Origin of the sequence: Pseudoxanthomonas sp. 22568 (genome assembly GCF_052044485.1) — a bacterium.
GTDB classification, from domain to species: domain Bacteria; phylum Pseudomonadota; class Gammaproteobacteria; order Xanthomonadales; family Xanthomonadaceae; genus Pseudoxanthomonas_A; species Pseudoxanthomonas_A beigongshangi.
Window position 1 is genome coordinate 116,912 of record NZ_JBQENC010000003.1, and the last position, 23,068, is coordinate 139,979.

Genomic DNA, 23,068 nt, shown 5'->3' on the forward strand with positions numbered 1-23,068 from the left:
GCGGGCGCCGTCGGTCGGAAGGCGCCCGCGCGACGGCTCAGAAGAAGCCCAGTGCCTTGGGCGAATAGCTGACCAGCAGGTTCTTGGTCTGCTGGTAGTGGTCCAGCATCATCCGGTGGTTCTCGCGGCCGATGCCGGATTGCTTGTAGCCGCCGAACGCCGCGTGCGCGGGATAGGCGTGGTAGCAGTTGGTCCACACCCGTCCGGCCTGGATGCCACGGCCCATCCGGTACAACCGCGCCGCGTCGCGGCTCCAGACGCCGGCGCCCAGCCCGTACAGGGTGTCGTTGGCGATCGCCAGCGCTTCGGCCTCGTCCTTGAAGGTGGTGACCGAGACCACCGGGCCGAAGATCTCTTCCTGGAAGATGCGCATCCGGTTATGGCCCTTGAACACCGTCGGCTGCACGTAATAGCCGCCGGCCAGATCACCGCCCTGCTCGTTGCGGGCACCGCCGATCAACACTTCGGCGCCTTCCTGCCGGCCGATGTCGATGTACGACAGGATCTTCTCCAGTTGTTCGCTGGACGCCTGCGCGCCGACCATCGTGTTGGGATCCAGCGGATTGCCCTGCTTGATCGCGGCGACGCGCTTGAGCGCGCGCTCCATGAACTTCTCGTAGATCGATTCCTGGATCAGCGCCCGCGACGGACAGGTGCAGACCTCGCCCTGGTTGAAGGCGAACAGCACGAAGCCCTCGATCGCCTTGTCCAGGAAATCGTCGTCCTCGGCCATGACGTCGGCGAAGAAAATGTTGGGCGACTTGCCGCCCAGTTCCAGGGTCACCGGGATCAGGTTCTGGCTGGCGTACTGCATGATCAGCCGGCCGGTCGTGGTCTCGCCGGTGAAGGCGATCTTGGCGATGCGCGGGCTGCTGGCCAGCGGCTTGCCGGCTTCCAGGCCGAAGCCATTGACCACGTTGAGCACGCCCGCCGGAAGCAGATCGCCGATGATCTCCATCAGCACCAGGATGCTGGCCGGGGTCTGTTCGGCCGGCTTGAGCACCACGCAATTGCCGGCGGCCAGCGCGGGCGCGAGCTTCCAGCAGGCCATCAGCAGCGGGAAGTTCCAGGGGATGATCTGTCCCACCACGCCCAGCGGCTCGTGGAAGTGATAGGCGATGGTGTCGTGATCGATTTCGCTGATGCCGCCTTCCTGCGCGCGGATGGCGCCGGCGAAGTAGCGGAAATGATCCGCGCACAGCGGAATGTCGGCATTGAGGGTTTCCCGGATCGGCTTGCCGTTGTCCCAGGTTTCGGCGTGCGCCAGCAGTTCCAGGTTCTGCTCGATGCGGTCTGCAATTCGCAGCAGCACGTTGGCGCGCTCGGTCACCGAGGCCTTGCCCCACGCCTCGCGCGCGGCGTGCGCGGCGTCCAGCGCGGCCTCGATGTCGTCGGCGTTGGAACGCGGCACCTGGGTGAACACCTTGCCGTTGACCGGACTGGTGTTGTCGAAATACTGCCCCGAACGGGGTTCCACCCAGCGCCCGCCAATGAAGTTGGCGTAGCGCTGCTTGAAGATGGCGGACGGGTCCACGGCCTGTGGACGGGGGGCGGCGACTGCGTTCATCGGAATCTCCTGGCTTGTTCGGTTGGGGTTCCCGTCCGACGCAGGCCGCGTGCCAGCATTTGTTGCTGCGCCGCGCCACGCCGCTACGCCGCCATTCCGCAGGGAAACCGCGTTGCCGCTGCGGCAACGCAACAAGCGTGTCGCTTGCGGAGTGTCCGCGGGTGTGCTGTGTATCGGGACAGCGGGCGGTTTTCCTGTCGCAAAATGCGACACATCGCCCGGCGAGGACTTCCGGCATGTCCCGACCATCCGCTCCACCCGACGAGCAACGCATCGCGCAGGCCCGGCGCGCCTTCTTCGAGGCCGGGCGCACGCCGGTGGGCCAGGTACCGCCGGCCATCCTGCAATCGTGGCGGCGCTGCCTGGGCCTGGGACTGGCGGCGAATGCGCGCCCGGCGATCGAACCGATCGACGCGCCCCGCCTGCGTACCCTGCGCGAGCAGCACGAACAGCTCTGGCGACTGGCGCGTGCCGAGGTCGAAATGCTCGCCGCCGACGCCGCCAATACCGGCAGCATCGTCATCCTCACCGATGCCGAAGGCTGGATCCTCGACGCCGAGGGCAACGCCGAATTCCTCGACAAGGCCGGCCGGGTCGCACTGATGCCGGGTGCGTGCTGGAACGAAGCGCGGGTGGGCACGAACGCGATCGGCACCGCGATCGCCGACGCGCGCGCGGTCGAAGTGCGCGGCGCCGAGCACTACGCGGCGCCGCACCGCATCCTCAACTGCTCGGCCGCGCCGGTGTTCGATCCGTTTGGGCGCATGGTCGGCGTGCTGGACATCTCCGGCGACGCGATGGTCGCGCCCATGCACGCGCTTGGCCTGGCGCAGTTGGCGGTCGCCAACATCGAACATCGGTACTTCGACGAAGGCATCACTGACGCCGACCTGCTGCGCGTGCATGCCAACCCGGCGCTGCTGGGCAGTGCGCGCGAGGGTCTGCTGGCGTTCCGCAACGGGCGGCTGGTGGCGGCCAACAGGGCCGGGCTGGCGCTGTTCGGACTGGAGCGGGCCGATCTCGGGCGCGCCTCCTACGAGGCGATGTTCGACGGCGCGCTGTCACGCCTGCGCGACGACGGCGTGCTGCAGGACCGCAGCGGCCGCCTGCTGCACGGACACGTCGATGGGCCGACCCGCTCGCGGCGCGCCCGCGCGGCATCGCCGATCACGGTGTCGGCGTCCGGTTCGGGAACCGAAGCCGGCGCACCGCTGTTCGACGCGAAACTGGAAGCCGAACTGGGACGCGCCTGCCGCGTGCTCGATGCCGGCATTCCGGTGCTGGTGCTGGGCGAGACCGGCACCGGCAAGGAAGTGTTCTCGCGCGAACTGCACCGGCGCAGCGCCCGCGCCGGCAAACCCTTCGTGGCGGTCAATTGCGCCGCGCTGCCGGAGGGGCTGATCGAGGCCGAACTGTTCGGCTACGAGAGCGGTGCCTTCACCGGCGCGCGCAAGGACGGCAGCATCGGCCTGCTGCGGCAGGCCGACGGCGGGATCCTGTTCCTGGACGAAATCGGCGACATGCCGCTGGCGTTGCAACCGCGCCTGCTGCGCGTCCTGCAGGATCGCGAACTGTCGCCGCTGGGCGGCGGCAAGCCGGTCAAACTGGATTTCGCCCTGGTCTGCGCGACCCACCGGCGACTGGAAGAAGCAGTGGCCGAAGGCCGCTTCCGGGCCGACCTCTACTACCGCATTTCCCATCACCTGGTCGAACTGGCGCCGCTGCGCGAACAGCCCGGACGCGAAGGGCTGGTGCATTCACTGTGGCAGCGCATCGGCCAGGGGCGCCGGCTTTCCGACGAAGCGGTCGAACGGCTCGCGCGCTATGCCTGGCCCGGCAACCTGCGCCAACTGGTGGCGAGCCTGCGCACCCTCGCCGCCCTGAGCGAACCCGGCAGCCTGATCGGCGCCGATGCCCTGCCCGCCTACCTGCAGGCGCGCATGGATACGCCCGCCGTTGTCGCGCCGCCCGCATCCGCGCCGCTGGATTCGATGACCCGCGCGGCCATGCGCGCGGCGGTGGAAGCCTGCGACGGCAACGTCGCCCGCGCGGCGCGCCAACTGGGCATCAGCCGCAGCACCCTGTATCGCCAATTGGGCCGGGATCCGCGCCAGCGGCACTGACGCGCACGGGCGGCGCGCCGTTCAGCGTGCCGCCGCGCCGTCCACGAACAGGCGTGCGGCGTCGGCAAACTCGCGTTGCAGCGAAAGTCCCGGCACGGTCAGCCAGCGCAGCAGCGCGGCCAGGTACAGGTGGTGGAACCAGGTCGCCAGTTGCGCGGGCGGGAACCTGTCGCCCAGTTCGCCGCTCTCCTGCGCCGCGACGATGAGGCGCTGCCACAGCGCGACGATGCCGCCATCGCCGATGTCCGCCTGATCCGCCTCGTTGCCGAGGCTGGTGAAGCGGTAGCGCAGATAGGCCATCAGGTGTTCCGGGTGCGCGCTGCACCACGCCGCTGAGGCGTCGAGGATGCAGGCCGCCCGCGAGGCGAAGCTCCGGCGGCGGGCGATGCTGTCGGCCAGGTGCGCCAGGTCCTTCTCCAGTTCGGTATCCAGCCAACGCGCCAGCAGCGCTTCCTTGGTCGGGAAGTGGTTGTACAGCGTGCGCTTGGCGACGTCGGCTTCGGCCGCGATCTGTTCCATGGTCACCGCCTCGTAGCCCTGTTGCTCGAACAGGCGGGCGGCGGTGCCGGTCAACAGGTCCAACATCCGCGCGCGCTTGCGCGCCCGGCGCCCGGGTTCCGCGGTTTCATCCATGGGGCCTGCCTCTTACATCGGGTATACGATGTAAATTAGTATACGTCGTGCACATTTATTTCTGTCCATCCGCCGGGTTGTCCGGCGTCCGGAGACTCCCATGAAGTTCGCGGTTGCAACCTATGGTACCGAAGGCGATACCCGTCCCCTGGCCGCGCTGTGCCTGGCGCTGAATGCCGCCGGCCACGACACCCGGCTGCTCGCCGACGCGGCCACGCTCGGCTCCGCCCATGCCGCCGGCCTGGCGACGACGCCGTTGTCCGGCGATATCCGCGGCGCGCTTTCGCCCGGACAGGCGCTGGCGACGGCGGTCGACCGCAAGGGTGGCTTCAACCGCACCGCCCGGGCGCTGGCCGATATCGCCAACGCCAACGTCATGCACTGGATGGGCGAGATCCGGGATGCGGCGACGGGATGCGACGCGTTGATCGTCTCCGGGCTGGCGGCGTTCGCCGGGCTTTCGGTTGCCGAGGCGCTGGACATTCCGGCCATCGGTACGGGCCTGATTCCGATCACGCCCACCCGTGATTTCGTCTCACCTTTCCTGGCATCCGCCCCCGTTCCGCACGCGTTGAACGCGTTCAGCCATCGATTCGTCAACGGCCTGCTCTGGTGCGCCTTTCGCAGCAGCACCAACGAGGCGCGCGCGCGCGTGCTGGCGCTGCCGGCGAGAAAGCGGGTGTGGACTGAACACCCCATGCTGTATGGCGTGTCCCCCACTCTGCTGCCGCAACCGGCGGATTGGCCGGACAACGCGCGGGTCTGTGGCCAATGGACGCTGCCGGCGCCGGCGTGGGCACCACCGCCCGCGCTGGAGGGCTGGCTCGACGCGGGCGAGCCGCCGATCTACCTGGGCTTCGGCAGCATGGCGGGCTTCGACCGGCCCCGGCTGGTGCGGGCGATGGTCGACGCCGTCGCGGGCCGGCGCGCGTTGTTCCATCCGGGCTGGAGCGGCGTGGCGCGCGACGCGCTGCCGGACAACTTCTTCATCGTCGACGAGACGCCGCACGACTGGTTGTTTCCGCGCACCTCGCTGGTGGTCCATCACGGCGGTTCGGGCACCAGTCACTCGGCCACCCGCGCCGGCGTGCCTTCGGTGGTGGTGCCGTTCGCCGGCGATCAGCCGTTCTGGGCGGATCGGCTGCGCCGCCTGGGCGTGTCCGGTCCGGCGATGAACGGAAAACGACTGGAGGCCTCCGCGCTGGCGCGGGCGCTCGCCTTCGCCGACCGGACGGATACCCGTGCGCGCGCGGCCGAACTCGGCCAGCGCATGCGGGCGGAGGATGGCGCGCGGGTCGCGGTGCGCGCAATCGAGCAACTGCTGTCAATCTGAGCCGTGCATCGTGGCGGAGCCGGCGACGGAACGCGTCGGCTTTCTTCCCCTTCCAACGAGGAACGCCCGATGCCAATTTCCCGAGTCCTTCCCATTCTGCTGATGGCAGGTGCGCTGCCGCTGCCCGGCGCCGCGACGGCGCGCGAGGAGCCGGACACCCCGCCTTCCACGGTGCGCGTTCGCGACCTGTATCCGCTGATCACCACGCCGGCGATGACCGCCGCGCGTGATTTCCATGTGCGGCATTTCGGATTCCGAGTCCTGTTCGAAGCCAACTGGTTCGTCTATCTGTCCGGTTCCGCCGATGGCGACGGTCGCGGCGCCACCCTGGCGTTCATGACCCCGGATCATCCTTCCCGCCCGCCGGGGCCCGAGGTCTTCAATGGCAAAGGCATGCTGCTGACCGTCGAGGTGGCGGATGCGTCGCTGCTGTACGACAGGCTCCGTCGGGAAGGCGCGCCGATTCTGCATCCACTCACCGATGAACCGTGGGGCCAGCGGCGCTTCATGACCCGGGATCCCGCCGGCGTAAGCGTGGATGTGGTCCAGCAGATTCCGCCGCAAGACGGTTATTGGGAGCGCCATGCGCCGGCGGCGCGTTGAGTGGCCGCCCGCTGGAAGGACCGCGCCGAATCAGCCCGCGACCGCTTCGCCGCTCTTCGACAGGCTGTCGATCAGGGCGCGCGATGCCGCCGACAATCGACGATGCGGTGCGTAGATCAGCGAAAACGGACGCGAGCGCCCACGCAGTTGCGGCAGCACCTCGACCAGGCGGCCCTCGCGAAGATGGCCGTCGGCGATGAAATCGTAGGTCTGGCAGATACCGGCGCCGCCGCTGGCCAGCGACACCACGCCAAGCACGTCGTCCGACACGGTCAGCCGATCCGGCGGCGTCCATTCGAGGTCGCGTCCGTCTTCGCGGAACAACCAGGGCGCGATGCGCCCGCTGCTGGGCATCACGAACGGGATGCAGGCGTGTTCGGCCAACTGCTCCCTTCGGGTCGGCGTGCCGACGCGGCGCAGGTAATCGGGCGATGCGACCATGCACAGCGCGGCATCCTCCAGCCGGCGTGCGGCCAGTCCGCTGTCGGGCAACGCGCCCAGCCGCACCGCGAGATCGAAGCCTTCGGCCACCAGATCGACGTTGCGGTTGGAGATGTTGAGTTCGATGTGCACCTGCGGATGCTCGCGCGAAAAACGCGCCAGCTTTTCCGGTAGCCGGTAATGCCCGTAGGTGGTGGGCACGCTCAGCCGCACGCGTCCAGCCAAAGTGCCCGCCCTGCCCTGCACCGTGCGTTCGGCTTCGTCGAACAGCGCGAACGCCGCACGCGCCTGCTCCAGGTACAGCTGGCCGGCCTCGGTCAATCCCAGCCGGCGGGTGGTTCGCCGCAGCAACTGGTTGCCGAGGCGGGTTTCCAGCCGCGCGATGGCGCGGCTGATGACCGACGGCGTGGTGCCCAGGGCGACCGCCGCCGCGGTCAGCGAGCCCTGCTCCACCACGATCACGAAGACCTCCGCGTCACCCAGATGATCGAACCGGCGCGCCATCTTTGCCTCGAAAGGAAAAATAAATTGTCAGCGAGCGAGTTTATCCCGGTTTGGGCACGAAATAGAGTGGCGGCCACTTCCGCCAAGCCGGCGAATTCTCAAGGAACACGCCATGAAATCACTCAAAGTACTGGCCGCCGCCCTCGCGCTGGCGCTCCCCGCCGCCCATGCCGACGCGGCCCATGTCCTAGTCGTGCTGTCCGATGCGGACCACCTGGATCTCAAGGACGGCCGGGTCTTCCCGACCGGCTTCTACCTCAACGAACTGATGCAGCCGCTCAAGCTGTTCCTGGACGCGGGCCACCAGGTGACCTTCGCCACCCCGTCCGGCGTGGCGCCGACGGTCGATCGGGGCTCGCTGGACCCGATGTACTTCGGCGGCGACGCCGGTGCGCTGAAGGCGCATCAGGATCTGCTCGACCGATTGGCCCTGACCCGGCCGGCGCAATCGCCGGTACTGAGCCTGGCCCGGATCGAACAGATGGGCTACGGCCAGTTCGACGCGGTGTACGTGCCCGGCGGCCATGCGCCCATGCAGGATCTGCTGGCCTCGCCGGCGATGGGCCGCCTGCTGGCGGACTTCCACGGCCGCGGCAAGACCACCGCGCTGGTCTGCCACGGCCCGATCGCATTGCTGTCCACCCTGCCCGGCAACGGCGCCTTCATCGGCGCGCTGGAAGCGGGCGGCAAGCCGGCGGCACCGGCCGACTGGATCTATGCCGGTTACCGGTTCACGGTGATCAGCAACCAGGAGGAGGAACAGGCCAAGGGCGCGCTAGGCGGTGGCGAGATGAAGTTCTATCCGCAAACCGCGCTGGAAACGGCCGGTGCGCGCCACGTCAGCAACACTTCACCCTGGGCCGCCAATGTGGTGATCGATCGCGAACTCGTCACCGGCCAGAATCCGGCGTCCGCGATCGGCGTGGCCAACGCGCTGCTCGAACGACTGAAGTGAAGGTGCGGTGGATCCGGGAAACGCGTCGACCGCGTTTCCGGATCAATGCAGGCGCAGGCGCGAGTCGCGTTCGAGCGGCGGCGTGACCCGCAGGCTTTCCAGCGGCGCGCCCATGCGCAGCCAGACTTCGCGCAGGACGGCCTCGGCGCGCGGCCACGGCAGCATGCTCCAGCTGTCGAAGGTCTCGACGTACTTGTGGTGGAGGACATCGATGACGTCGGCCAGCGGTTGCGCGTGGTGGCGCAGATAGGCGTCGTAGGCGAACCTGAGCACCGGCTCGTAGCGCGAGAACGACGTGCCCGGTTCATGGAAGTCGTGGGACACGTATTCCAGTTTCCAGTACCTCAATTCGGCCTGGACATCGACGACTTCGCAGCGATACCAGCGGCGCGCTGGGGGATGGATCGAACCCATGTGCCTAGCCTCCCGTGACGAGCGACAGGAATATCACGCCGCCTGTATTCATATCGTCAAATGCGCCCTGAACAGCGCCGGCCGATAACGTTTTCGCCACACCGGCTCCACCCGCTCTTGCCATTCCCGAAGGCATGGTGGGCGCGTGGCACCGGCACACCCTCCTTTGACGATACGCCGGTCACGCCGACATTCAGCGGGGTTCGTTTTCCGCAGTTTCCGGACCCACGGACCATCGGCAGCCACAGGAGAACCCACGCCGGGCAAACCGCTTCTCGCCCGGTGGACAAAGGGCCGGTCGATCGTCTGGATGACCCTTCGGTTCTCCACAGGAGCCTTTCGCAGGGCACATGAGCAAAGGCGACGGTCGGAAACGGCCGTCGCCTTTGTTTTTTGATGCGGTTCCGCCGTCGTCGTCCGCTTTTGCCGGGTCGGCCGCGTCACGCGGCGCGACCCGGTCACCCCGTCAATTGCGGTCGAAGTCGTACTGCGCCGACGCGGCGTTGCTGATGATGCCCGACAACGGCAACAACTGGGTCAGGAAGCGGTTCCAGCGGGTCACGCCGGCCGGTCCCACCCACACCACGTCGCCGGCGCGCAGCGGGAAGCGATCCGCCAGCGCGAAGGCCGCGGGCGAACCGGCGTCCAGGTGATAGACGGTGGCCGGTTCGCGCTGCAGATCCTCCATGCCGCGGATCACGTAGACCGCGCTGCCCTTGGCGGTGGTCGGGTTCAGGCCGCCGGTGCGGCCGAGCGCCTGGGTCAGGCTCATGTCGGTGGTCTTGAAGTTGATCGCCTGCGGGCGCATCACCTCGCCGACCACGTAGACCTCCTTGCGATCGTTGAACGGCAGGTACAGCCGATCACCGGGCTTGAGGTAAACGTCGGCGGCGACCTTGCCGTCCCGGTTCAGTGCATCCAGATCCAGCGGATAGTCGTGCCCGTCGCGGGTCAGCACGAAGCCGGCGAGGTCCGCTTCCTCGACGTTGATGCGCGCCTTGCCGACCGCCTGCGCCAGCGTCAGCGGCACGGTGGTGAATTCCTGTGGCGAAGTGTCGACGAACGCGCCCTGCAGGGCGACGCGACCGCCGTGGCCGACCACGTTGACGTCGATCTGCGGGGAACGCAGGTACTGCCCCAGACGCGTGGACAGGCCGCTGCGCAGTTCCTCGATGGTCATGCCCTTGACGTTCATCTTGCCCGCGTACGGATAGAAGAACGTGCCATCGGGCTGTACCAGCCGACCGTTGGTGACGGCCTGCTGCTGGTTGCCCGCGGGCGTGGTCAGTTCCGGGTGATCCCAGACGGTGACCAGTATCGTGTCGCCGGGCTGGATGCGGTAAATCTCGGGCTTGTAGCCGGCAAGCTCGGTCGGCAGCGTGACCGCCTGGCGCGGCGCGGCGACCAGCTCGGGCGTGATCGCGACCATGCGCGCGTCGCTGCCCTCTACGGTGCCGCCATTGGCGGAACCGCGGTGGGTCATGTGCTGGCCCGCGCAACCGGCCAGCAGCGCTGCCAGCAACAAGGAAGTGGATAGGGATTTCACTCGCACACCTCTGTCAGCGGAAACGATGCGCGGCGCGGCATGGCCGTGCCCGCTCGGGCATGGTGTCAAGCGCGGCGTGAAAAGAACGGCGTCGGCAAGACAATGGCGGATGAACGCGCGTGCGCGAAGTGCCGGACGGTCACGCACAGCCCTGTTCACCGACGCGGCCTTCACAAATGCAGATGGGCGGCGGTGAGCGCGACGATTTCCTTGAACGCGCGACCGCTGCGCCACAAGGCGCGTTGCGAAGGCAGCCAGTAGCGCCACCAGCTGCGCGGCGCCCTGCCCTCGGGCACGGGTACCGGCATGACCCGCGCGCCCGCCTGCTCGAACAGCAGGGCTGCGCGCGGCATGTGCAGGGTGGAGGTCACCAGCAGCAGGCGCGGATGTTCGCGGCCGGCCAGTGGCAGGCTGTAGCGCGCGTTGTCGCGCGTGTTGCGGCTGCGTTCCTCCAGCACCAGCGCCGAGCGCGGCACGCCGAGGCGCTCGATCGCCTTGGCCATGCGCCGCGCCTCGGTGGTGTCGCCCTCGCCGCCTCCGCTGAGGATCACGATCGGGGCGCGTCCGGCCTGCCAGGCGCGTGCGCCGGCGGCCAGGCGGCTGTAGCGCAATTGCTCGGGACGTACGTCGGGCCTTTCCAGCCATGCATAGTGGCTGCCGCCGCCGAGCACCACGATGGCGTCCGCGCGCGGAAGATCGGCCGCGTCCTCGACCACCGGGTAGCGGAATTCCAGCAGCCCGCGCAGGGTGTCGGAAGCGAAGGGAAACGACCACAGCGCCGACCACATCACCGCCGCGATCGCCACGCCCGCGCCGATCCGGCGACGGCGCCACCACCACAGCAGCGCCGCCAGCACCAGCAGCGACAGGGTGAGCGTGGGTGGATAGGTCAGTGAAACTGCGAACTCCCGGAGCATCGACGCCGCGCCTCCACTCATATGACGATTCCGCGGCTGACGTAGATGTAGAACACCCCGCAGGACGCCAGCAGGCCGGCCCGGATCAGCAGCGGGTTGCGCAACGGCGCGATGCGCGCGTGGCAGAGCACCGCCGCCAGGATCATCGACACCGCCAGCCAGGCCGGCAGCAGGTAACGGTTGGAAAAGAAGCCCCAGCCGATCAGGAAGAACGGCAGCGACATCACCAGATAGACCGAGGTGCTGTCGAGGATGCGCTGGCGCCACTGCGCCTGAACCAGCGGCGCCAGAAAATGCGGCAGCAGGTACCAGAAGATGGTGAATACCGCGAAGTCGATGCGCACGCCGGATCGGTACAACGGATTGGCGGTGTACTCCATCACCACGTCGTAGAAGCCGGGCGCGCCGGCGCGCACCGCCAGCATCGAGAGTCCGGAAACGTAGGCCAGGAACGCACCCGCCGCGACCACGCGCAGCCAGCGCGTGCTCAGCAACAGCGCCGGCGCGCAGGCCAGGTACATGGCGGACGACAGGTGCAGGCTGGCCGCGAGCGCGCCGGCCAGCGCGAACGTGCCCCATCGCCGCCGATGGAACCCGAGCAAGGCCACGAACACCAGCGGCGCCGCCAGGCCCTGGCGGATCGCGTTGATCGAGGCGTTGGTGAACATCGGCGAGATGAACAGCAGCATCAGCGAGGCGCACAGCAGGGTCTGCCAGCTCACCGGCGTTTCCAGGTAGAACCGGTAGCGACGCACCGCCAGCGCGACCATCACCAGCAGCAGGCCGAACAGGGCGAACTGGTAGCCGGTGACGCCCAGTCCCAGCTTGTACAGGGCGTAGCTCAGGTAGACGAAGCCCGGTTCCAGCCGGGTTTCCGGCATGCCCTGCACCAGATTCTCGAAGAAGCCCGCATAGGTCTCGGTGTCGCTGCCGATGTCCAGCGGACGGGTGCCGACCAGCCAGCACGCGAACAGCGCCACCCCGCCTAGCAGGATCATGCCCAGCCACCAGCGCGCCATCGCCTCGCCCTGGCTGCGCCGGCTGGCCTGCAGGTAGCGGGCCTGGACGGTGTTCACGAGGCGATTCCGGTCTGGCGCGAACGCATGGCCAGCAGCAGGCGCCGGCGGGTGCGCCGGACCAGCCCGATGCTGCGCGCGAACCAGTGTTCGGCGGGCGTGACCAGGCCCTTGCGCAGCAGTTCGCGCCGGACTTCCTTGCCGGCGCGGTGCATCGCGTCCAGATCCGCGCTCAGGCCGCCGGCGCCGAAGGTCGGCTTGTGCCAGTACGCGAGCACCTGGTTGAGCTTGGCGCAGCGGTAGCCGGAGAAACCTATCTCCGCCCACAGCAGGAAATCCTCCACCCGGCGGAAACGTTCGTTGAAGCGGAACGGCAGATCGCGGCGCAGCACCACCGAGGCGGTCGGGAACGGATTGTTGAGCAGGAAGCGGCGGCGGCCGATCGCGGTCGCGCGCACCGGCGGGCGCACCGGCAAGGTCTCGGCGCCGCGTTCGCGGACCGCCATCCGGTGCGCGACCAGGGCCAGATCCGGATCCGCCTCCAGCACCTCCATCTGCAGCGCGATCTTCTGCGGCGCCCAGGTGTCGTCGGCGTCGAGGAAGGCGACATACGGTTGGCTGGCGCGTTCCCAGCCCAGGTTGCGCGCGCGCGACGGCCCGCCGTTGGCGGGCGCGGCCACCACCACCACCCAGCCCGGCGGATGCAGTTCGGCCAGCGCGTGCAGCGCGTCCAGGGTGCCGTCCCCGCTGGCGTCGTCGACCAGGATGACTTCCACCGGGCGCCGGGTCTGCGCGGCCACCGAGGCCACCGACGCGGCAATCGTGCCGGCGCAGCGATAGCACGGAATCACCACGCTGACCGGCGCGGTGGTGGAGGGATCCGGCGGAAGATGCGGCTTCATGCGTGTGCGTGCTCCAGCGCCCATGGTGCGCATTTGAATATGTCCTCGGCCTGGTCGGCGTACAGGGCGGGTGAAGAGCACTCCGGTTGGCGTTCGCGCAGCAAGGTGGCGATCACATCGCTGAACGGATACCCCTGCGCGGTGGTGATGCGCCGCCGCTGCGGCAGCCCGATGTCATCGGCGAAATCGCGGCACTTGCGGTGGTAGTCGACGATCGCGAACGGCACCCCGCACAGCCACGAGACGATGGCGCCGTGCAGGCGCGCGCTCACCATCGCGTCGCAACGCCCGATGGCGGCCACCATCGCCAGCGGATCCGGCTGGGTATAGCGCAGCACCTCGACCGCGACGCCGCCCTCGCGCAGGCGCCGCGCGATCGCGTCGGCCAGTTCGCTGTCGCCGTGGCGCGGGTGCTCGTTGAGGCTGAACACATCCACCACCAGCCGGCGCACGCGCGATTCGGCCAGGAGGGTTTCGACGAACGCGTCCTCCCAGGCGCGCATCGCCGGCGCGCCATGCGCGCCGCCTTCCGTGTAGCGGCACGGCGCCACGCCCACGCGCAGGGGCGCGCCGGGTTCGGACTGCGCGCGCACCGGCATCGACAACAAGCGCGGCAACAGCACCGCCAGATCGCAGCCGGCGTGCGCATGCGCGGACAGGCCCATGCGTTGTATCCATTCGTGCGAGCGGCGATCCCGCACCGACAGGTAGCTGAAGCGATCCAGGAAGGACGCGGCCGCGGCTTCCTGCGCGGTGTTCGCGAAGGGCCCGATCGAGACCCCGATTGCGGATAGTCGCAGGCCGCGATGGCGGCGTGCGGCCTGCATCATCGGTTTGCGGAACGATTCGCGCGCGGTGATGACGGAACCGCCGCCCATCACCAGCACGTCCGAACCGACGGTCGCGCTGGCGAAACTGAGCAGCCGGCTGCCCTTGCCCAGCGCCCCGCCCGCCCCGTACCAGTCGAGCGGATAGAACGCCGGCACGGTGCTGACGCCGGCCATGCCGGCCAGCGGCGGGCCGACCAGGCGCGGCGAGGCGTTCCAGTAGCGTTCGGCCGCGCGCGTGCAGATCACGCCGAACAGGTCGTCGCCGAAATTGCGCATACCGTAGTAACCGGTGAAAGCGACACGGGGCTTGTCCATCAGTCCAGCTCCAGTGCGTCGACCCGGCGGGCGCCGCGATACATCAGGCCCAGCAGCAGCGCCTCGGCGATGACGGTGGCGATTGCCGCGCCCATCTCGGCGAAGGCGGGAATCAGCGCCAGGTTCAACAGGACCGCCGCCAGCGCCGCCAGCGCCATCGCGTAGACCCGGTAGCGCATGTGACCCTCGGTGAGCAGCACCGAGCCGACCGCGGTGGACAGGAAGCGCAGCGGCACGCACAGCGCCAGCACCTGCAGCAGCGGCACCACCGTGCGATAGCCGGCGCCGAAGACCTGCGTCGCCAGCGGCGCGGCGAACGCCAGCACGATGCCGCCGACGATGCCGCTGGCCAGCATGGCCACGGTGCCCCAGCGATAGACCTGGCGGAACCGGGGGCGGTCATGCACCGCCCAGCGGTGCAGCTTGGACAGCAGGAACTTCTGGTAGACGGTGGCCGGGAACAGGTAGATCGCGGTCATCACCGCCAACGCGATGCCGAAGTGGCCGGCCGCCGCATCTCCTGCCAGGTACTTCAGCAGCACCGTGCCGATCTGGAAGAACACCGGATACAGCACCGCCGCCATGCCGTACGGCCACGCCTGCACGCACAGCTGGCGCACGCCTGGCGGAAGCGCCTGCAAGGCGGAAATATCCTGCGCGCCGTGGCCGCGCAGCGCCCAGTCGCCGCGCGCCATCGACCGCCACTGCGGCATGGCGGCGAACACCGCCAGCACCGCGACCGCGCTGTAGCCCAGCGCGACCATTTCGATGCGCATGCCGGACCAGGCCAGCGCATACGCCGCCACCAGCAGGCGGCCCAGCGGCATCCACAATTGCCACGCGGCCAGTGCGCCGTGACGCTCCTCCAGCCGCAGCTTGCTGCCGATCTGCTCGACCGCCAGCAGGCCGATGATCACCGGCAGCAGCAGCCACAGCAGTTGCCGGGTACGGGCATCGACCGGGGGCCCCCACTCCGCCCAGGCGGCCACGCCGATCAGCGCAAGTGTGGTGCTGGCGACGATGAAGCGCTCTGACGCGCGTCGCCAGCGCTGGGCCTGCCAACCCTCGGTGCCGAACACCTTGAGCCGGAACTGCGACAGCCCGAAACCGGCCAGCGGCGCGATCAGGGTGATGGTGGCGAGCGAGGACGCGAACAGGCCGTATTCGGCCGGACCGAACCGGCGTGCCAGCAGGGTCTGCGCGGCGAATACCGCCACGGCGCCGGCGGCGGTGGCGAGCCACAACAGGGACAGCGCGTTCAGGGCGGGACGCAGCGGCATGGGCAGGATCCGGTTCATCATCCGGCCATCGCTCCCTGCAACTGCAACGGCACCAGTTCGCCGTAGACCTCGCAGGTCTTGCGGATGACCACCTTCTCGTCGAAATCGCTGAGCGCGCGCGAGCGGGCGCGTTCGCCCAGCCGTCGCAGCAGATCGCGGTCGTCGTCCAGGCGCGCGATCACCCGCGCCAGCGAGTCCGCGCTGCGCGGCTGCACGTGCAGGCCGTCCTCGCCATCGCGGCTCACCACCTCGCGGCAACCCGGCAGGTTGGTGGTCACCAGCGCGATGCCGCAGGCGCCGGCCTCGATCAGGCTCTTCGGCACGCCTTCCCGGTAATAACTGGGCAGCGCCATGACATCGACCGAACGCAGCAGCGCCGGCATGTCCTCGACATGCCCCAGCCACTCCAGCGTGCCCCGCGCGTGCCAGGCCTCGACTTCGGCCGCGGGCACCGAATGCGGATTGCCCGGATCCGGCATGCCGGCGAGCAGGAAGCGGACGTCGCGGCCCTGCGCGCGGAGGCGTTCCGCGGCGGCGGCGTATTCGCACACGCCCTTCTCGCGCAGCAGGCGCGCGGCCAGCAGCACCCGCAGCGGGCGCCGCCCGCCGCCGTCGGCATCGCGCAGCAGGAAACGGCTGAGATCCACGCCGGAGCCGCGGATCAGGCGGATGTTGTGCGGCGGTGCCAGGCGCGCGTCGGCGAAGGCCTGCGCGTCGTCCGGGTTCTGCAGGATCACCCGCGAATGCTCGCCGCCCAGCGCACCGCGCATCAGCAGCGACACCAGCGGCCGCAGCACGCGCGCCTTGGCCCGGTCGCTGGAAAAGACATAACCCAGGCCGGTGACCGCGTTCACCACCGCCGGCACGCCGGCCGCGCGCGCCGCCAGCGCGCCATAAACGGCGCACTTGAGGGTGAAGCTGTGCAGCAGGTCCGGCCGCTCCTCGCGCAGCACGCCGACCAGCCGGGCCAGGGTGCCGGCCTCGCGCCAGGGGTTGAGGCTGGAGCGCTGCATCGGCAATGGCCGCCAGCGGATGCCGTGCTGCTCGAAGCGATGGCCAAACTCGCCCGGTGGCGACACCATCACCACCTCCATGCCCATGGAGCGCAGTTGCAAAGCGGTGGAGAGTCGGAAGTTGTAGAGGTACCAGTCTGTATTCGCGAACAGGATGAACTTCATGCAGGCGCCGTGGGGGGAAGCGTCGCCGCAATTCTAGAAAGTCGAGCCCGCAAAACCGTTCACGCGCTCACCACCAAATCGGCACGTTGCCCAACAAACGGGCAGAAAAAAGGCGGCCCGGAGGCCGCCTCTGCACGCGCTCGTCATTCTGCTGAGCGCCAGTTCACTTGCCCGTTCGATTACTTGGCGTAGCCGTTGCTGGTCACCCGGATGTCGTAGACGTCGCTGACCCGCGCCACGTGCGCGCCGTTGCCCTTGTTGCCGTCGACGAATCCGGTCATGTAGGTCAGCGGATAGACGGTCTTCTGGACCCCGTGCAGGCGGGTGTTGTTGTTGCGCGAGATGTTGCCGCTGTACTGGTAGCTGCGCGTCCCGCTGCCGAACATCATGCCAACCAGGTAGTTGTGGCGGATGGTGTTCTGGGAGATGTAGCCGCTGTCCGGACCGATGGTCAGGATGCCGTGCCCGCCGTTGTACTCGATGACGCAACGCTTGATGGTGACGCCCTTCACCCGCTTGTACACCAGGATGCCGTTGCCGGCGTTGCCGTGGATATGGCAGTTCTCGATGTGCACGGTGGAGGTGGTGCGCAGGTCGCCGACATCCGGCTCGATGTCGATGCCGCAGGCCGGCGCGATGCCGTTGCAATCGCTGAATTCGCTGTCATACACCTTGACCCCCAGTGCGTGGCCGATGGTCAGGCCCTGGCGGCGGTTGCCGGTGCAGACCACGTTGGCGATGACCACGTCGCTGCAGGGGATGGTCGGTGCGTTGGTGACCATCGCACCGCCGATCGAGATGCCGTCGCCCCAGCACTTGGAGACATGGATGTCGCGCACGGTGACCTTGGACGAACCACGGATCATGATGCCGTGGCCCCATTCCCCGGTCGTACCCAGATGGGTTTCGCGGTCGCCGATGATCTGGCCGCCGGAAATCTCCACGTTGCTGACCTTGTAGGCCATCAGCACGTACGCGCGTTCCTTGTCGTTGCGCTTGGCGCGCAGGCGGGCGCCATCCTGCAACAGCAGGTGCATGTTGCTGCGCAGGCGGACATTGCGGGTCGGGTCGATGACGTAGTCGCCCGCCGGCACCACCACGGTGCCACCGGTCGAGGGAAGCGCGTCGATCGCGTACTGGAACGCGGTGGTGTCGTCGGTGGCGCCGTCGCCGCGGGCGCCCCAGTCCTTCACATTGAGCGTGGTGCTGCCGCGGGCCCGGACCGGAGGGGCGTAGACAGCGGCCAGAACCTTGGGAATCCCCGTCGTGTAGAGCGCTACCGGCAGTGCCAGCAACAAGGATTTGCGCAAAAATTCGCGCCGAGGCGTCCCTGCCTCGCGCACGTCGTGCACGAGTGCATTGTTTTTCACAGCCATGACCCCTGCGGGCCAAATGGCCCGGTAAAAGGAAAACAAAGGAATTGGGCCCGGATGAGAACCGTGGCCGATGGGGAATATAGGGAAGTTTTCCTCGCCGCGCGCGAGAAGATCTCGTATCTGTGAAACGGCTCAACTACTGCTTGCGGAAGGATTCATTTTCTGCGGCAAAACGCGGTGTTTTCTCTACCGGAATCCATGGTCGAGTCCGCTTTTTTCTCGCGGTTCTGATTGCTCGCAGGACGAATGAAATAAACCACTACCTTGTGGGAGCGACGNAAGCGTGGTGGTATCCACATCGCGACTTACGTCGCTCCCACAGGATAAGGGCTGGGACTCAGCGGCCTGGGCGGCTGCTGGGGTCTATCTGGATGGACGAGGCGCCGCGGGCGACGTCGAGGTTCATCCAGCCGGCTTCCTTGCCGGAGCGTTTCGCCACCTGGGCGGCGTTGCCACGCAGTTGGTTGTCGCGCAGGCGGAAGCCGCTGCTGCGCGCGCGGACGGTGATGCCGCGCAGGCCGTTGCCCCGGATTTCGTTGCCCTCGATCAGGCCGCCCGTGGCGGCGCGCAGGTGCAGGCCGTCGCCACGGTTGGACAGGATCCGGCAGCGGCGGACGGTGACGTCGTGGACACGCTCGTACAGCTGGATGCCCGCGCCCTGGTTGCCCTGCACCAGGCAGTCCTCGATCAGCACGTCGCGTGCGTCGCCTCCCGGGTCGGGTTCGATGTCGATGCCGCAGCCCGGCAGCACCCCGCCGGTGTCGAGGAAAGAAGAACGCAACACCCGTACATGGCGGGAACGGCCGATGGTAAGCCCCTGCCGGCGGTTGCCCTGGCAGACCACGTCCTGGATCAGCACGTCGCGGCTGGGCAGCGGCGGCTGGCCGCGAACACCGGACAGGCCGCCCACCGAAATGCCATCGCCCCAGCACCGGGTGATGTAGAGGTCATGCAGGCGGATCCGGCTGGACCCGCGCACCATGATCCCGTGTCCCCATTCACCGGTGGTGCCCAGGTGACGCTCGCGATCGCCGATGATGCGTCCGCCGGATACCTCCACGTCGTCGAGTTGTTTCAGCAGCAGTACATAGGCGCGCGGCGCGGCATTGCTCATCGCGACCAGGCGGGTGTCGGCCGCCATCGAGAAGTGCATGCGGCTGCGCAGGCGCAGGCTCCGCAACGGGTCGATCGGGTAGTTGCCGGCGGGGACGACCACGGTGCCACCGGCTTCCGGCAGCGCGTCGATGGCGGCCTGGAACGCACGGGTATCGTCGCCCTGTCCATCGCCGCGCGCACCGAATTCACGCACGTCCAGGCGTACGCTTCCACGCGCCGACGCCCGGGTGCCGGCGGCGGGCAAGGCCGCGAGCGCCGCGCCCGCGACCAGACCATGCAGGCAGCGGCGTCGCTGGCGGTCCATCGTCAGGCGGCTTTCTCGCGCGCGGCCGTCGCCACCCCGCGCGCGGCCAGCCAGGGCAGCACGATGGCCAGCAGGTAGAACTTGGACGCGTGGTACTTGTTGTCGAGCCGGCGCCGGTTGCGCTCCAGCCAGGGCACCGCGCCCGGCAGCAGCTCCGACAGGTCGCGGGCGAAGCCATGCACCTGATCGAAACGCTGCGCGGCCAGCCCGCACAGATCGAAACGGAAGCTGCCCTTGCGCTGCACGTACGGCAGTTCGGCGAAACGGGTCGCGATATGGCGCCGGATCAGCATCTTGTTGACGCCGGTTTCCGGATCGACCTTCTGCCGGCGCGGCACCTCCAGGTGGATCCATTCACGCAGGTCGTGATCGCAGAACGGATAGGCCGCATCCAGTCCCAGCGCATGCGCCGTATACAGGCCCTTGGCGAAGGCGCCGGCCGAACCGGCGATCGACATCGACATGTCGCGCCATTCCCAGGCGCTGGTGGCGGTGGCGATTTCCTCCTGGAACAGGGTCACCCGCGCCCGCGAGCGCCGCGATATGGGGTGCCCGAACAGCGCGTCCACCTCGGCGTCGCTGAAGCGCGAACCCGGGAACACCCGCTCGATCGGGGTCATCTGCAGGGTGCCCAGCAGGAAGCACGCCTCGAAGCTGCGATCCACGCCGGGCAAGGCGGTGACGTCCACCGGCAGGCGCATGCCGCGCGCCAGCTTGCCCAGCAAGTGGTGCTGGCGATCGACCGGGGTGCCGAAATAGCTGTCCGCGCCCAGTCCGTCGATCACGCCGTCACCGCCACGCGCACGCACTTCCGTGCCCAGGTCCGCATAGGACAGCAGCGCGAAGTCGGCGGTCAGTAGCGGCATCCGCCCGACCAGTGCCAGATAGCGGTCATAGGCGCGGCCCGGATCGCAGACCAGCGATTCGTGGCGCAGGCCGAGTCGCCGCGCGACCTGCTGCGCCGATTCGACCTCGTTCTCTTCGCGTCCGCCCAGGTAGGTGATGCAGGTCGCGTCGGGACGCGCGTCCGCCAGCGCGATCGCCAGCGTGGTCGAATCCTTGCCGCCGCTCTGCAACAGCCACGGAGAGGACATTCCGGCGCAGGACCGCTCGATCGCCTCGCACAGCTTGCGGTGATAGACCGCGATCCAGTCCTGCGGATGGCGCGCCACCTCCGGCACTTCGCCGGCATTGCGGAACTTGAAACGGAACCGTGGCGCGGTGTGCATGTCCTGGTCCGGCGAGAAGCCGAACGTGACCAGCTTGATGCCCTCGTAGATGGAATGCGGCGGATACACGAAGGCATTGCGCAGCAGGTCCGCCACCGACACCGGGTCGATGCGCTGCGCATTGGGCTCCGACAACGGGGAAAAGTCGGGCTTCCCGTAGTACGGGGACATGGTGATCTGCATGGTTCCTCCTTGTCGTTGCGATCCGCGTGCTCAGCGCGACCCGGCGGTGCGCGGCGCCGGCAGGTACTCGTAGTACGTGTAGGCGTACTGCCCTGCCCCGCGCTTCTCCACGCCGTTGAAGATGGCGCCCTTCACCTCCACGCCGTTCTGCTCCAGGCGCTGCTTGGCCAGGGCGATCTCGCGCTGCTGGTTGAGACCCCAGCGCACCACCAGCAGGCAGGTGCCGGCGTGCTGCCCGATCACGGCCGCATCGGTCACCGCCAGTACCGGCGGGGTGTCGATCAGCACGATGTCGTAGTCATGCGCCACGTTCTTGAGCAGCGCGGTGAAGTTCTCGTGCATCAGCAGTTCGGACGGATTGGACGGCACCGCGCCGCGCGAAATGAACGACAGGTTGTCGGCCCCGGCGACCCGGCGGATGGCATCCTCCAGTTCGATCCGGCCGAGGATCAGATCCGACAGTCCGCCTTCCCAGCGCACGCCGACGGCGTCGTGCAGGGTGCCGCGGCGCATGTCGGCGTCGATCAGCAGGACCCGCTGGCCGGTCTGGGCGATGGTCACCGCCAGGTTGGCGCAGACGAAGGTCTTGCCCACGCCGGGGCTCGGCGCGGAGATCATCAGCAGGTTGTTGCGGGTCTTCATCCGCGCGAAGTGCAGGCTGGTGCGCAGCGTGCGCAGCGCCTCCATCGCCAGGTCCGACGGCGCGCTCAGCGCCAGCAGGCGCTGGCGCCGCTCGCGGCGGCGGCCGCCGGTGCGCTGGGTGAGCTCGCGGCCCTTCTCGCTGAAGGGAATCGAGGCGTATACCGGCAGGCCCAGCAGCTCGATGTCGACCGGATCCTCCACGCCGCGGCGGAACAGCTGGCGCATCAGCACGAAGGCGATCATCAGCACGGCGCCGAGCGCGGTGCCGGCGGCCAGCACCGGCAGCGGCTTGGGCCAGGCCGGGCTATTGAGGTTGACCGCGGCCGGATCGATCACGCGGGCGTTGCCGACCGCGCTGGCGCGGGCGATGTTCAGCTGCTGCGCCTGGTCCAGCAGGTTGGCGTAGGTCTGGTTGGTCACCTCGACGTCGCGGTTGAGGCGGAACAGGCCCTGCTGCGTATCCGGCAGGTCGCGGATCTGGCCCTGCAGGGCGGCGCGTTCGCCCTGGAACTGTTCGATCTGCCGCTGCAGGGTCTGGTAGGTCGGATGCGAGGGGGTGAAGCGGTTGGCCACCTCGGTCATCTGGATGCGCAATTGCTGGATGCCGGCATCCAGGGCGATGGTCCGATCCAGCAACGCCCGGTTCTGCACCGCCACGTCCAGGGTCTGGGTGCGGGTCTGGAACTGGTTGAGCGCCGCCTGCGCCTTGGCCAGTTCCTCGCGCACGTTGGGCAACTGCTCGGTCACGAACTTCAGCCGGCTGGCCGCTTCGGCGGACGTGCGGGCCACGTTCTGGTGCACGTACTCGCGGGTCACCTCATCCAGCACGCGACGGGCGCGCTCGGGATCGGCGTTGGCGTAGGTCAACGCGATGACGCCGGAATTTCGGCCCTGCTCGGTCGCGGTGATGTCCTGCTTGAGTGCCGCCATCACCGTGGTCGGGTCCCGCCGGGTCACGTCGAAACGCATGCCCGGGTTGGCGACCAGGCGGCGCACCAGCAGTTCGGTGCCGNGGCACGCCGGCCTTGCCGCGCAACAGCACGCGGCCGTCCGGAGTGGAAAGCACGTACTGCCCGCCTTCGCCGGCGGTGATCCGCAACTGCGCGCCGGTCAGTTCGCGCGGGACTTCAAGGTGTGCCACTTCCAGCACATCGCCGCCCCAGCCATAGCCGCTCAGGCCCAGCCATGGCGACGACAGCGCCCCGGGGTGGGACTTCTGGTAACGGCGGGCGATGAATTCACCCAGCAGCGGCAGACGCGCGGGCTGCACGTCCACGTCCAGATCCAGTCGCGTCATCGCCTCGCCGATCACCCGGCGCGAGGTCAGCAACTGCACTTCGGTCGCGCCCGGCGAGGTGGAAATCGGCGGCGGGCCCTGCATGGCGGCGTTGGTGCTGACGCCCGGCGGGATCGCCGGCCGGTTTTCCACCTGCACCACCGCGTTGGCCTCGTACGTCGGCGTCACCACCAGCACGTACAGCAGGCTGGCGAGGAAGAACGCCGCCGTGCCCAGCAGGATCATGCGCTTGTTCTGGTTGAGCGTCGCCACCAGGGTCGGCAGATCGACATCGCCCTCGCGGGGCGCGGGGCCCGGGGTCAGATCCGGACCGGGCGGAAACGTCCGCGTGATGAGTTGAGTGGCCATGGGGGAGTCACCTCGT

The 23,068-nt window shown here is 68.6% G+C and carries 19 protein-coding genes and 1 pseudogene; 4 read left to right on the plus strand and 16 right to left on the minus strand.

Translation table 11 applies throughout. The annotated features are described in order from the left end of the window. Positions 1-37: 37 nt before the first annotated feature. The gene (gene adh, locus ACTJI2_RS04770; protein ID WP_440841291.1) at positions 38-1,567 is read right to left on the minus strand and encodes an aldehyde dehydrogenase; all 1,530 of its coding nucleotides are present in this window, start codon (positions 1,565-1,567) and stop codon (positions 38-40) included. Positions 1,568-1,803: 236 nt separating this feature from the next. Between adh and ACTJI2_RS04775 the strand changes: the two genes are divergently transcribed. Next, positions 1,804-3,690: a sigma-54-dependent Fis family transcriptional regulator gene (locus tag ACTJI2_RS04775; RefSeq protein ID WP_440841292.1), complete on the plus strand. Its 1,887-nt coding sequence runs from the start codon at positions 1,804-1,806 to the stop codon at positions 3,688-3,690. Positions 3,691-3,711: 21 nt separating this feature from the next. On the opposite strand, the gene ACTJI2_RS04780 is transcribed toward ACTJI2_RS04775, so the two are convergent. Continuing rightward, positions 3,712-4,323: a TetR/AcrR family transcriptional regulator gene (locus ACTJI2_RS04780; protein WP_440841293.1), complete on the minus strand. Its 612-nt coding sequence runs from the start codon at positions 4,321-4,323 to the stop codon at positions 3,712-3,714. 100 nt (positions 4,324-4,423) lie between these two features. Here ACTJI2_RS04780 and ACTJI2_RS04785 point away from each other — a divergent pair, with 100 nt between their 5' ends. Next, positions 4,424-5,656 (plus strand): glycosyltransferase, encoded by a 1,233-nt coding sequence (locus ACTJI2_RS04785; protein WP_440841294.1) that lies wholly within the window; start codon positions 4,424-4,426, stop codon positions 5,654-5,656. A 69-nt stretch (positions 5,657-5,725) separates the two neighbouring features. Next, positions 5,726-6,259 carry a VOC family protein gene (locus tag ACTJI2_RS04790; protein WP_440841295.1) on the plus strand — a complete coding sequence of 178 codons (534 nt, stop codon included), beginning with the start codon at positions 5,726-5,728 and terminating at the stop codon, positions 6,257-6,259. A gap of 30 nt (positions 6,260-6,289) precedes the next feature. Here ACTJI2_RS04790 and ACTJI2_RS04795 read toward each other — a convergent pair whose 3' ends face one another. Beyond that, the gene (locus ACTJI2_RS04795) at positions 6,290-7,204 is read right to left on the minus strand and encodes a LysR substrate-binding domain-containing protein (protein WP_440841296.1); all 915 of its coding nucleotides are present in this window, start codon (positions 7,202-7,204) and stop codon (positions 6,290-6,292) included. Between the two features lie 112 nt (positions 7,205-7,316). On the opposite strand from ACTJI2_RS04795, the gene ACTJI2_RS04800 reads away from it, so the two are divergent. Further along, a complete protein-coding gene (locus ACTJI2_RS04800) occupies positions 7,317-8,159 on the plus strand; it encodes a type 1 glutamine amidotransferase domain-containing protein (RefSeq protein ID WP_440841297.1) in 843 nt (280 codons plus the stop codon). Positions 8,160-8,201: 42 nt separating this feature from the next. Here the strand turns inward: ACTJI2_RS04800 and ACTJI2_RS04805 are convergent, their stop codons facing one another. From ACTJI2_RS04805 to ACTJI2_RS04865, 13 genes and pseudogenes are all read right to left on the minus strand, one after another. Beyond that, a complete protein-coding gene (locus tag ACTJI2_RS04805) occupies positions 8,202-8,573 on the minus strand; it encodes a hypothetical protein (protein WP_141452827.1) in 372 nt (123 codons plus the stop codon). 466 nt (positions 8,574-9,039) lie between these two features. After that, on the minus strand, positions 9,040-10,119 hold the full coding sequence (locus tag ACTJI2_RS04810) for a polysaccharide biosynthesis/export family protein (protein WP_318289099.1): 1,080 nt from the start codon (positions 10,117-10,119) through the stop codon (positions 9,040-9,042). Between the two features lie 170 nt (positions 10,120-10,289). Beyond that, the gene (locus tag ACTJI2_RS04815; RefSeq protein WP_203323278.1) at positions 10,290-11,057 is read right to left on the minus strand and encodes a YdcF family protein; all 768 of its coding nucleotides are present in this window, start codon (positions 11,055-11,057) and stop codon (positions 10,290-10,292) included. Then, positions 11,054-12,112, minus strand: a complete 1,059-nt coding sequence (locus ACTJI2_RS04820; protein ID WP_183636348.1) for an EpsG family protein — start codon at positions 12,110-12,112, stop codon at positions 11,054-11,056. The genes ACTJI2_RS04815 and ACTJI2_RS04820 overlap by 4 nt, the downstream gene beginning before the upstream one ends. Beyond that, on the minus strand, positions 12,109-12,954 hold the full coding sequence (locus tag ACTJI2_RS04825; RefSeq protein ID WP_440841298.1) for a glycosyltransferase family 2 protein: 846 nt from the start codon (positions 12,952-12,954) through the stop codon (positions 12,109-12,111). The genes ACTJI2_RS04820 and ACTJI2_RS04825 overlap by 4 nt, the downstream gene beginning before the upstream one ends. Continuing rightward, positions 12,951-14,099 carry a polysaccharide pyruvyl transferase family protein gene (locus ACTJI2_RS04830; protein ID WP_440841299.1) on the minus strand — a complete coding sequence of 383 codons (1,149 nt, stop codon included), beginning with the start codon at positions 14,097-14,099 and terminating at the stop codon, positions 12,951-12,953. Before ACTJI2_RS04830 ends, ACTJI2_RS04825 begins: the two co-directional genes overlap by 4 nt. Next, on the minus strand, positions 14,099-15,379 hold the full coding sequence (locus tag ACTJI2_RS04835) for a lipopolysaccharide biosynthesis protein (protein WP_440841301.1): 1,281 nt from the start codon (positions 15,377-15,379) through the stop codon (positions 14,099-14,101). The genes ACTJI2_RS04830 and ACTJI2_RS04835 overlap by 1 nt, the downstream gene beginning before the upstream one ends. A 17-nt stretch (positions 15,380-15,396) precedes the next feature. Beyond that, a complete protein-coding gene (locus ACTJI2_RS04840; RefSeq protein ID WP_440841302.1) occupies positions 15,397-16,557 on the minus strand; it encodes a glycosyltransferase family 4 protein in 1,161 nt (386 codons plus the stop codon). Between the two features lie 179 nt (positions 16,558-16,736). Next, the gene (locus ACTJI2_RS04845; RefSeq protein ID WP_440841303.1) at positions 16,737-17,933 is read right to left on the minus strand and encodes a right-handed parallel beta-helix repeat-containing protein; all 1,197 of its coding nucleotides are present in this window, start codon (positions 17,931-17,933) and stop codon (positions 16,737-16,739) included. A gap of 337 nt (positions 17,934-18,270) precedes the next feature. Further along, positions 18,271-19,353: a right-handed parallel beta-helix repeat-containing protein gene (locus tag ACTJI2_RS04850; protein ID WP_440841304.1), complete on the minus strand. Its 1,083-nt coding sequence runs from the start codon at positions 19,351-19,353 to the stop codon at positions 18,271-18,273. A 2-nt stretch (positions 19,354-19,355) separates the two neighbouring features. Then, positions 19,356-20,765 carry an asparagine synthase-related protein gene (locus ACTJI2_RS04855; RefSeq protein WP_183636367.1) on the minus strand — a complete coding sequence of 470 codons (1,410 nt, stop codon included), beginning with the start codon at positions 20,763-20,765 and terminating at the stop codon, positions 19,356-19,358. Positions 20,766-20,795: 30 nt separating this feature from the next. After that, positions 20,796-22,403 carry a polysaccharide biosynthesis tyrosine autokinase gene (locus ACTJI2_RS04860; protein ID WP_440841305.1) on the minus strand — a complete coding sequence of 536 codons (1,608 nt, stop codon included), beginning with the start codon at positions 22,401-22,403 and terminating at the stop codon, positions 20,796-20,798. 73 nt (positions 22,404-22,476) lie between these two features. Next, positions 22,477-23,052, minus strand: a pseudogene (locus tag ACTJI2_RS04865) (Wzz/FepE/Etk N-terminal domain-containing protein); the annotation flags it as partial. Between the last annotated feature and the right edge of the window lie 16 nt (positions 23,053-23,068).